Here is an 11064-nt window from a genome sequence, read left to right on the forward strand (position 1 = left end):
AAGCCGCTCGAGACATGCCGGCCAGGGAGCGTTCGACGACTCCCAACCTTCGCAAGCTCAGGTCGGGGCCCTCGTCGTCTCTCTTACGGGCCTGGCACCACCAGCAGGGGCGGGGCTGGCATGTCTCGAACGGCTACTTAGCTAATCGTTGTCGCTCTTCGATCCCAGTGTGGTCTTTTGGACCTGCATGAGGAACTCGACGTTGGACTGCGTCTCCCGGATCTTGTTGGTGAGCAGCTCAAGTGCCTGCTGCTGCTCAAGCCCGGACAGGACCCGGCGGAGCTTCCACATGATCTTGACCTCGTCCGCAGAGAGAAGGTTCTCCTCACGGCGGGTACCCGAGGCGTTGACGTCCACGGCGGGGAAGATGCGCTTGTCCGCAAGGTTGCGGGACAGACGCAGCTCCATGTTGCCGGTGCCCTTGAACTCCTCGAAGATCACCTCGTCCATCTTTGAACCGGTCTCGACCAGCGCGGTAGCGAGAATGGTCAGCGAGCCGCCGTTCTCGATGTTGCGCGCTGCTCCGAAAAAGCGCTTCGGCGGGTACAGCGCAGCCGAGTCGACACCACCGGAGAGGATGCGGCCCGACGCCGGAGCGGCAAGGTTGTAGGCACGTCCGAGGCGGGTCATCGAGTCCAGAAGTACGACGACGTCCATTCCCATCTCGACGAGGCGCTTGGCACGCTCGATCGAGAGTTCTGCAACGGTGGTGTGGTCATCCGCCGGCCGGTCGAAGGTTGAGGCGATGACCTCTCCCTTGACGGTGCGCTGCATGTCGGTGACTTCCTCGGGACGTTCGTCGACGAGGACCATCATGAGGTGCACTTCGGGGTTGTTGACCGTGATGGCGTTGGCGATCGCCTGCAGGATCAGGGTCTTGCCGGCCTTCGGCGGCGAAACGATCAGGCCGCGCTGGCCCTTTCCGATCGGCGCCACGAGGTCAATGACGCGGGGACCGATCTTCCTGGGCTCGGTTTCCAGGCGAAGCCGCTCGGAGGGGTACAGCGGAACGAGCTTCGCGAAGTCGACGCGGTCCTTCAGTTCCTCCGGGGTCTTGCCGTTGATCGAGGTCAGGCGTACCAGCGCATTGAACTTCTGGCGGGTGCTGCCCTGGTTCTCCCCGTCACGCGGTGCACGGATGGCACCGACCACGGCGTCGCCCTTGCGCAGGCCGTACTTCTTGACCTGTGCCAGCGAGACGTAGACGTCATTGGCTCCCGGGAGGTACCCGGAAGTGCGCACGAATGCGTAGTTCTCGAGGACGTCCAGGATGCCGGCTACGGGCAGGAGGACGTCATCTTCGGTGACCTCGACGTCGTCGACGTCGGGGTTCTGGTTGCGGCCCCGACGGCGCTCGTTGCGGTCGCGGAAGCGGCTGTTGCGGTCGTCCTCGCGGTTGTTGCGGTTGCGGTTGCGCCGGTTGCGGCCGCTGCCGTCGTCGCGGTTATCCCGGTCGCCGCGGTTGTCGCGGTCACCCCGGTTGTCGCGGTTGTCGCGGTTATCCCGGTCAGCACGGTTGTCGCGGTTATCCCGGTCAGCACGGTTGTCCCGGTCGCCACGGTTGTCGCGGTCGCCACGGGCGTCGTCGTTGGATCGGCGCTCGTTGCGGTCGCGGTTGCGGTCCCGGCGGTCGTTCCGGCGCTCTGACTGGCCTTCGCCCTGGGTGTCTGCTCCATCTGTGTCCCCGCCCTGCGGAGCACCGGCGTCGGTGCTGTCGGCTTCAGGAGCGGGCGCACTCTGGGTTTCCGAATCCGAGCGGCGTCCACCACGGCGGCCGTCGCGGCTGCGGCGTCCGCGTTCGGTTCCGGCTTCCTCGGAGACAGTGTTCTCCTGGGCTGCGCTGCCCTCCGTGTCAGCAGTGGAAGCTGCGGCGGGTTCGGTGGGGGCGCTCTCCGGAGCGGCCTGTTCCGTCTTCACGACGCCGTCGCTTCCGGCACGCCGGTTCCGGTTGCGCGTGCGGGTGGGCCTCTCGGCAGGCTCCGCAGCCTGCTCCTGCTCCGTGGCACCGGCGGAGTCGGATGCGGATGCGGAAGCGTTGCGGCCCCTGGCAGGCGCAGCCTGCTCCTGGGCCGGTGCGGATGCGGTGGGGCGGTCTGCTACTGCCGAGCCGCGCTGGTGGTCCGAGATCGCGGCCACCAGGTCGCCCTTGCGCATACGGGAGCCCACGGAAATGCCGAGCTGACCGGCAAGCGCCTGCAGCTGGGCGAGCTTCAGTCCGGCAAGTCCGGAACTCTTGGAAGCTGGTGCGCCGTTCGTTTCGGCGGCTTGGCTATCCACGCCTGTCGGCAGGTCAGTGGTTTGAGTCACGAAGGATTCCTTCCCCCTCGTCGGGCGATCCATCTCTGATGTGGATCGCGGTTTGGTTTGCCCGCCGCCAAGTCGGAAGAGTTGGAAGCTAAGGTTTCGGTGCTGACCGGATGCTCTCCGGTGTGGCCGAGCGTGCTGGAGACCTCTAACCCGGTGCGTACCAGTCACACGCGAGAACGTGCTGTATGCATCAGGTTCTGGGAGGTACACCTGAGATTGAGCCACTGCTGACACACAGGCAGTTTCACGACGGTCACAGAACATGACGGCCAGATCAACAGAAGCACATCTGAATACGGAATTGCCTCGTAATCTGGAAGTGACTACCGAGAGCTATTACCGTTGGTGCACCTTCACTTTAGCACCTTCTGTGTCAACGTTCAGCCGAAGAACACGCCAGTCAATGCCGTCGTCCGTGCTGCCGACGATGCGCTCCGCCGCCGAAATCACTGCAGCGGCCTGTTCCTCCCCTACCGCGAGGGTCATCACGGTAGGGCCTGCGCCCGAGATCACCGCAGCGAAGCCCTCTGCACGCAGCGCCCGCATCAGCGAGGCGCTGTTCAGCATGGCCTGTGCACGGTAGTCCTGGTGCAGCAGGTCCCGGGTTCCGTCGAGGAGGAACTCCGGCGCCGACTGCATGGCATGGACCAGCAGTGCCGCACGTCCGGCATTGGCCGAAGCACTGTTGTGGGGCACCGAGGCCGGCAGCAGCGCACGCGCTGCCTCAGTGGACAGCTCACTCGCCGGAATCGCGACGACCGGCACTATGTCCGGGTGCACCGGAATAACCGTGCTCTGGTAGGCACGGCCGGTTTCCCAGGACACCGCCAGTGACCCGAGCAGCGCCGGAGCCACATTGTCCGGGTGACCCTCAAGAGTTGAGCACAGCTGCAGTACCCCCCGGGCATCCATGCGCGCCGGATCCGGAAGGAGCGCGTTGGCAGCCAGTACGGAGGACACGATCGCCGCGGCCGATGATCCGAGGCCGCGGCCGTGCGGAATAACGTTGCGCGTTTCGATCTCAAGGCCGGGACTGGCGTAGCCCGCGCGCTCAAGAGTTCCGAGGATCGTCGCCGCAACAAGGTGCGTTTCATCGCGGGGCAGGGAGGCTTCACCCTCACCGGTGACCTTCACCGTCGTCGTGCCGGTGTCGGTGGTGCGGACCAGCACGGAATCGTACAGCGTCACCGCCAGCCCAAGGCTGTCAAAGCCCGGGCCGAGGTTTGCGCTGGTTGCCGGCACTTCCACAGCCACTTCCTGCCCGGAAGCCACCACTGCCGCTGCTGTCATGGCCGGCGCTCCGCTAGGCATCGGCCGGCTGGTCCACGTGCGAGTCGGCCAGGCCCAGCGCACCTGCAACGCTGACGACGTCGAACTCCACCTTGGTGGGTTCCACATCCGATCCATCGGCCGCCTTAAGCGCCCACTGGGGGTCCTTGAGTCCGTGGCCGGTCACCGTGATGACGATGGTCTTGCCCTCCGGCACATCCCCGGCAGCGTGCTTCTTGAGCAGCCCGGCCACACCGGCCGCCGAGGCGGGTTCCACGAAGACACCCTCGCGGGCGGAAAGCCAACGGTGTGCCTCGAGGATCTCCTCGTCGGTCACGGCCTCAATCAGCCCGCCGGACTCGTCGCGGGCCGCAATTGCCTGGTCCCAGGAGGCAGGATTGCCGATCCGGATGGCCGTGGCGATGGTGTCCGGTTCCGTGACCGGGTAACCCTTCACCAGCGGCGATGCACCCTCAGCCTGGAAACCCCACATGGTGGGGGTCTTGGTGGAGACCGCCGGCAGCTCGCCGGCCGTCGCTGAGGTGTAGGGCTGGGAATACTCCTTGTAGCCCTTCCAGTACGCCGTGATGTTGCCTGCGTTGCCCACCGGCAACAGATGGTAGTCAGGGGCATCACCGAGGAAGTCGACAACTTCGAACGCGGCCGTCTTCTGCCCTTCGATCCGCGCCGGGTTCACCGAGTTCACGAGGAACACCGGGTAGGACTCGGCCAGCTTGCGGGCAACCTCGAGGCAGTTGTCGAAATTGCCGTGCACCTGCAGCAGCTCGGCGCCGTGCGCAATGGCCTGGCTGAGCTTGCCCATGGCGATCTTGCCGTCCGGCACCAGCACGGCACAGGTCAGGCCGGCCTGGGTTGCATAGGCCGCAGCGGAGGCCGAGGTGTTCCCGGTGGACGCGCACACCACGGCCTTCGCCCCCGCTTCGACTGCCGCGGTGATCGCCATGGTCATGCCGCGGTCCTTGAATGAGCCCGTCGGGTTCATTCCCTCGACCTTCAGGTACACGCTGCAGCCGGTGAGTTCCGACAGTGCCGGCGCATGCACCAGCGGGGTTCCGCCCTCGCCCAGGGTGATCACCCGGGTGGACTCTGTGACAGGCAACCGGTCAGCGTATTCGCGGATAACTCCGCGCCATTGGTGTGCCATCAGATTCCCTCTACTCGGAGGACTGAGGTCACCGCGTTGATGACGTCGAGGTCCTGGATATGTTTCACGGTGGCGGCAAGTGACGATTCGGCTGCCCTGTGCGTCACGATGCGCAGCTCGGCACTGGCTTCGCCGCCGTCCTTTGCCGGGTGAATGGTCTGCCGCATGGTTTCGATGGAGACTCCGTGCTCGGCGAAGAGGTGCGCAATTTTCGCGAGTACGCCGGGCTGGTCCGCCACATCGAGTCCGATGTAGTAGCTGGTGTTGACCATGTCGATGCTCAACGCAGGCACGTGCCCGGTGGTGGTTTCGGTGCGGCCGGGACCGCCCAGCACCATGCGGCGGGCGGCGCTCACCACGTCGCCCAGGACGGCGGAGGCGGTCGGTGTTCCACCGGCTCCCTGGCCGTAGAACATAAGTTCGCCCGCGTTCTCCGCTTCGACGAACACAGCGTTGAAGGCACCGCGCACCGCTGCAAGGGGGTGATCCCGCGGCAGGAGGGTGGGGTGCACGCGGACGCTGACGCCGTCGTCGCCCGCTTCATCCTTCAGCAGCTCAGCGATCGCAAGGAGCTTGATGACGTAGCCGGCGTCCTTCGCCGAGGCGATGTCCTCGGCGGTCACTGAGGTGATGCCCTGGCAATGCACGTTTTCCAGCGCAAAGCGGGTGTGGAAGGACAGGGAGGCAAGGATGGCGGCCTTCGAGGCGGCGTCGTATCCCTCGATGTCCGCGGTCGGATCGGCCTCGGCGTAACCGAGCCGCTGCGCGTCGGCGAGGGCATCGGCAAACTGTGCGCCGGTGGTGTCCATCTGGTCGAGGATGTAGTTCGTGGTTCCGTTGACAATCCCGAGGACACGGGTGATGCGGTCGCCCGAGAGGCTGTCGCGGATGGGACGCAGGATGGGGATGGCGCCGGCCACCGCGGCTTCATAGGACAGCTGGACGTGGGCGGCATCCGCACGTTCGTAGAGGGTGGGTCCGTCCTGTGCCAGGAGCGCCTTGTTGCCGCTGACAACGCTGGCGCCGTGGTCGATGGCGCGCAGGATCAGGGTCCGGGCCGGTTCGATGCCGCCCATCAGCTCGATGACGATGTCCGCGCCCTCAACCAGTGATTCCGCGTCGGTGGTGAACAGCTCCCGGGGCAGCTCGGCTTCGCGGGGCGCGTCGACCGAGCGCACCGCGATCCCGGTGAGCTCCAGACGGGCGCCGATACGGGCGGCCAGGTTGTCCGCGTCCTCCAGGAGGATCCGCGCGACCTGGGAACCGACATTTCCGCAACCCAGCAGGGCAACACGCAGTGTGGGCTGGGGCTCGGTGGTGTGGGGGGCATTCATCAAATCGATCAGGCTCCTGCTTCCAGAGTTGCTCGGTCGTTGTTCTCCCCGCGCAGAACGTCGCGCGCCAGGAGGTCTTCTTCGGTCTCGCCGCGCACAATCAGGCGCGCTTGCCCGTCCTTGACCGCGACGACGGGCGGACGGGTGAGGTAGTTGTAATTGCTGGCCAGTGACCAGCAGTAGGCGCCGGTCCCGGGGACGGCGATGAGGTCGCCGTTGGTGGTGTCGCCGGGCAGATATACGCTGCGCACCACGATATCGCCGCTTTCGCAGTGCTTGCCCACCACCCTCGAGAGCACGGGCTCGCCGACCGAGGTGCGCGAGGCGAGCACCGCCGAGTAGTCCGCGTCATACAGCACCGGACGCGCGTTGTCGCTCATGCCGCCGTCCACGGAAACATAGCGGCGGGGGTGGGAGGCGCCGTCCAGATCCACCTGCACCGTTTTGGTGGTGCCGGCGGTGTACAGCGTGAAGGTGCTCGGTCCAACGATGGCGCGGCCGGGTTCGATTGAGATCCGCGGCGCCCGGAGCCCGTGCTCGGCGCAGGCGTTTCCGACGACGGCGGCCAGCGCCTCTGCGATGACCGCCGGCGGGCGCGGCGCGTCCGCTTCCGTGTAGGCGATGCCGTAGCCGCCCCCGAGATCGAGTTCCTCCAGTGCGACGCCGTGGCGGTCCCGGACCTCCGCCAGGAACCCGAGGAGCCGGCGCGCCGCTTCCTCGAATCCTGCGGATTCGAAAATCTGCGAACCGATGTGGCTGTGAACCCCCAGCAGCCTGATGCACGGGTGCGCCAGCGCAGCGGCGACGGCCTGTCCGGCCGGTGAATCCTCACCGGACGACGACGGCGCGAGCGACAGCCCGAACTTCTGGTCCTCATGCGCTGTGGCGATGAATTCGTGCGTGTGCGCGTGCACGCCGGGCGTCAGCCGGAGCATGACGTTGGCGGTTGCGCCGCGTGCCTGGGCCAGCGCTCCGACGCGCTGGAGCTCATCGAGGCTGTCGACCACAATGCGGCCCACCTCGAGGTCGAGCGCGCGGTTCAACTCGGCGTCGGACTTGTTGTTGCCGTGGAGCGCGAGTTGGCGCCCCTTCAGCCCCGCACGGACCGCGACGGCGAGCTCCCCGCCGGAAGACGTGTCAAGGCGAAGGCCCTCCTCCGCCACCCAGTGCGCCACTTCCGAACAGAGGAATGACTTGCCCGCGTAATACACGTCCACTCCCCCGCACAGATCACGGAAGGCGGCATTAAAGGCGTCCCGGAAACCCCGCGCACGGGCACGGAAATCATTCTCGGAGACCACGTAGACGGGCGTGCCGAACCGCTCGGCGAGCTCCGTCACAGGCACACCGTCCACGGACAGCACGCCGCTGGAGGACCTGCTGACGGGCGAGGCCCAGAGGGCGGGGTTGAGCGTGTTGGCGTCCTCCGGGTAGGACAGCCACCCGGGAGCGAGGGGCGAGGCGGGCATCGCTACATCCGTTCCGGCGCGGACACGCCAAGCAGGTCCAGTCCATTGGCGAGGACCTGGGTCACCGCGTCATTGAGCCACAGCCGCGTGCGGTTGGTGTCGGTGACCGGTTCATCGCCCAGGGGTGTTACCCGGCAGGCGTCGTACCAGCGGTGGTAGGCGCCGGCGATGACCTCGAGGTGGCGCGCAACACGGTGCGGTTCACGGAACTTCGCCGCCTGCGCAACAACGGCCGGGTAGGAACCGAGGTGGGCCAGCAGTTCCTCATCCGCGGCCTGGTCCAGTGCGCCGGCGTCGAACGCGGACCGGTCAACACCTGCTGCTGCGGCGTTCCGCGCCACTGCGCAGGTCCTGGCATGCGCGTACTGAACGTAGAACACCGGGTTCTCATTGGTGTTCTTCTTCAACAGTTCCGGGTCCAGGGACATCGCGGAATCTGCCGGGGACCGGCCGAGCGAATAGCGCAGGGCATCCGCGCCAAGCCAGTCCAGCAGGTCACGGAGCTCGATGATATTGCCGGCGCGCTTGGACAGGCGGGCGCCGTTGACCGAGACCATCTGACCGATCAGCACCTCGATGTTGGCGTCCATGTCATCACCGGCGCAGGCGGCAATGGCCTTGAGCCGGCCGATGTACCCGTGATGATCAGCGCCCAGCAGGTAGATCTTCTCCGGAAAGCCACGGTCCTTCTTGGACAGGTAGTACGCGGCATCCGAAGCAAAGTAGGTCGGCTCACCGTTCGCGCGGATCAGGACGCGGTCCTTGTCATCACCGAAGTCCGTGGTGCGCAGCCAGACCGCACCGCCGTCGTCGTACACGTGCCCCTGTTCGCGCAACCTGTCCACGGCCTGCTCCACGGCACCGGCGGCGTGCAGGCCCTCCTCCGAGAAGTAGACGTCGAAATGGACGCCGAAGGCCGCGAGCGTTTCCTTGATGTCATCCATCTGCGCCCGGTAGGCGATGCTGCGGACCACCGGGAGCGCGTCCTCATCGGGGAGGTCGGCGGCGTCCGGACGTTCGGCAAGCACGGTGCGGCCGAGGTCGGCGATGTATTCTCCGGGGTAGCCGCCCTCCGGTGTGGGCCTGCCCTTGATGGAGGCCAGCACGGAAGCGGCGAAGTTGTTCATCTGGGTACCGGCATCGTTGATGTAGTACTCCTTGGTGACCTCGGCTCCGCTTGCGGAGAGTACCCGCGCAATGGAGTCACCGACTGCGGCCCACCGCGTGTGCGCCAGGTGCAGGGGTCCGGTGGGATTCGCGGACACGAACTCCATGTTGATGACATGGCCCGCCAGCGCGGCGTTGGTGCCGTAGGTGCGTCCTGCCTCCACGATGCTGCGCGCCAGCTCACCGGCCGCTGCGGCGTCGAGGCGGATGTTGAGGAAGCCCGGACCGGCGATGTCCACCGCGGAAACGCCCTCGATTCCCTCCAGCCGCGATTTCAGGATTCCGGCGAACTCCCTGGGGTTCATGCCCGCCTTCTTCGAGAGCTGGAGGGCGATGTTCGTGGCCCAGTCACCGTGGTCGCGGCTCTTGGGCCGCTCAACCCGCACCTCAGAGGGCAGCTCCACGTCGATTTCGCCGGCAGCGACGGCGTCTTTCAGGCATGAGGAGATTGAGGAGGAGAGTTCTTCGGGAGTCACCCATCCAGCATAACGGCGCGGGTCTAATCCCCCGGATTCTGTGACGGACGCCTTATCAGGGCCGGTCCTGGGCCCCGCCCATCCGGCAGGCCCCACTGAACCGAATCCACGGTATTAGCGTTAGTACTGGAGCAGGCCCACCCACCCAAGGAGATCTCGTGACCCACGCCGTGAAGAAACCCCACCAGCGCTGGGCACTGACCGGGCTTGCAGCGCTCTCGCTCCTGGGTTCAGCTGCCTGCGCCGCCAGCCCCGCGCCGTCGCCCGGTGCAGGAGGAGGTGCCGGAGGAGATGCGGCCAACGCAGCCGAGCCCACGTCCGGCGCCGGCGGGGAAGCCGGTTACACCGACGGGATGTTCTCGGCCACGGGCTCCTACCAGACGCCCGGCGGCGAGGAATCGATCGGGGTGACGGTCACGCTTGAATCCGGCATCGTCAGCGACGTGCAGACCGAGCCGATGCCGAGCAACGGAACCACCGAGCTCTACCAGGGCAAGTTCAGCAGCGGGATCCGGGAGCAGATTGTCGGGACTCCCCTTGATGACCTCAGCGTGGACAAGGTGTCCGGATCCTCACTGACCAGCGGCGGCTTCAGGACCGCGATTGAGCAGATCAAGACCGAAGCCGCACAGTGAGCCCGGCGGGCTGGTCCGGACAGTTCAGTTTCGACGCCATCGGCACGAGCTGGCGGATCGACACCCCCGGGGAACTTCCGCCGGAAATCCGCGATGACGTTGAGGACGTGATCCGGGATTACGACGCCGTTTACTCCCGGTTCCGGTCCGATTCACGGATCGCGGTACTCGCTTCCGGCGGCGGGGAAGTGAACCTGCCGCCCTCCGGTGAAGCGCTCGGGACGCTCTACCGGACCCTCCACCGCCTCACCCGCGGCGGAATGTCTCCGCTGGTCGGCGGTCCGCTGGAACACCTGGGGTACGACGCCGGCTACTCCTTCACACCGCAGGGTCCGCCGATGCCGGCGGCTGCCTGGGACGAATCCTTCCAGTGGCTGGGGACGACCATCCGGTCCCGGCGGCCGGTCACCCTTGATGTGGGCGCCGCAGGCAAGGGACAGCTTGTCGACCTCGTGTCGGAGTACCTCCACCGGGCCGGCCACCCGCACCACACCGTTGATGCCGGCGGGGACATGCGGCACTGTGGGCCGGACACCCTGCGGATAGCGCTCGAACACCCCTATGCTCCGGATACGGCCATCGGCGTGGTTGACCTGCGCGACCGGGCGCTGTGCGCCTCCGCGTCCAACAGGCGCCGGTGGGCCGACGGCCTGCACCATGTCCTGGATGCGACGACCGGGCACTGCGTCGATACAGTTGTTGCTACCTGGGTACTGGCCGACGACGCGCTCGTCGCCGACGCGCTGGCCACGGCCCTTTTCCTTGCCCCGCCCGAGGTTCTGCTGACCGAGTTCGACTTCGACTATGTCCGCATCTCCTCGGAGGGTCAGGCACTCTATTCATCATCATTGGCAGGAGCGCTGTTCTAGATGGCCGACCGGCTGAATCCGCTGAATCCGCTGACCAGGCTGGACACGCTGCTGGGACGCGCCACGATGTACCGGCTGGTGCTGGTGCTGCTTCTGGTGCTCACCGCCTACGCGTTTGGCCTGTCCCTGCTGGGCCTGCTGGCATTCAGTCCGGCGGAGCTGGGAGCAACGCTGGCAACTGCCGTTGTCACCTCCTGGGGCGGCACCCGGGTGATGGCGATGATGTTCCGCACCCGTCCGCACACTGAATCCTCGTTCATCACCGGGCTGCTGCTCTTTTTCGTGATGTTTCCCTCCGACGATGCAGCGGGGGTCGGCGGGATTGCGCTGGCGGGTCTGGCTGCGGCTGCTTCCAAGTATCTCGTTGCCGTCC

The 11064-nt window shown here is 66.4% G+C and carries 8 protein-coding genes and 1 pseudogene; 3 read left to right on the top strand and 6 right to left on the bottom strand.

The window, feature by feature from the left end; all coding sequences use genetic code 11:
• Nucleotides 1-141: 141 nt before the first annotated feature.
• The 6 genes from rho to argS all read right to left on the bottom strand — a co-directional run bounded on the left by rho (nucleotide 142) and on the right by argS (nucleotide 9187).
• The gene (rho, locus tag X803_RS0115800) at nucleotides 142-2307 is read right to left on the bottom strand and encodes a transcription termination factor Rho (protein ID WP_026545885.1); all 2166 of its coding nucleotides are present in this window, start codon (nucleotides 2305-2307) and stop codon (nucleotides 142-144) included.
• Nucleotides 2308-2643: 336 nt separating this feature from the next.
• A complete protein-coding gene (gene thrB / locus X803_RS0115805) occupies nucleotides 2644-3597 on the bottom strand; it encodes a homoserine kinase (protein ID WP_245702708.1) in 954 nt (317 codons plus the stop codon).
• A 13-nt stretch (nucleotides 3598-3610) separates the two neighbouring features.
• Entirely contained in the window at nucleotides 3611-4741 is a 1131-nt protein-coding gene (gene thrC, locus X803_RS0115810; RefSeq protein WP_026545887.1) for a threonine synthase, read from the bottom strand.
• Complete coding sequence (locus X803_RS0115815; RefSeq protein ID WP_035779434.1) at nucleotides 4741-6075, bottom strand: homoserine dehydrogenase; 1335 nt, start codon at nucleotides 6073-6075, stop codon at nucleotides 4741-4743. The genes thrC and X803_RS0115815 overlap by 1 nt, the downstream gene beginning before the upstream one ends.
• Nucleotides 6076-6083: 8 nt before the next feature.
• On the bottom strand, nucleotides 6084-7544 hold the full coding sequence (gene lysA, locus X803_RS20615; protein ID WP_051470830.1) for a diaminopimelate decarboxylase: 1461 nt from the start codon (nucleotides 7542-7544) through the stop codon (nucleotides 6084-6086).
• A gap of 2 nt (nucleotides 7545-7546) precedes the next feature.
• Complete coding sequence (gene argS / locus X803_RS0115825; protein WP_026545889.1) at nucleotides 7547-9187, bottom strand: arginine--tRNA ligase; 1641 nt, start codon at nucleotides 9185-9187, stop codon at nucleotides 7547-7549.
• Between the two features lie 158 nt (nucleotides 9188-9345).
• Here argS and X803_RS0115830 point away from each other — a divergent pair, with 158 nt between their 5' ends.
• From X803_RS0115830 to X803_RS22375, 3 genes and pseudogenes are all read left to right on the top strand, one after another.
• On the top strand, nucleotides 9346-9822 hold the full coding sequence (locus X803_RS0115830; protein WP_051470831.1) for an FMN-binding protein: 477 nt from the start codon (nucleotides 9346-9348) through the stop codon (nucleotides 9820-9822).
• A complete protein-coding gene (locus X803_RS0115835) occupies nucleotides 9819-10691 on the top strand; it encodes an FAD:protein FMN transferase (protein ID WP_026545891.1) in 873 nt (290 codons plus the stop codon). The genes X803_RS0115830 and X803_RS0115835 overlap by 4 nt, the downstream gene beginning before the upstream one ends.
• Nucleotides 10692-11064, top strand: a pseudogene (locus tag X803_RS22375) (oxidoreductase); the annotation flags it as partial.

The organism is Arthrobacter sp. 35/47 (genome assembly GCF_000520475.1).
Taxonomy (GTDB): domain Bacteria; phylum Actinomycetota; class Actinomycetes; order Actinomycetales; family Micrococcaceae; genus Arthrobacter_D; species Arthrobacter_D subterraneus.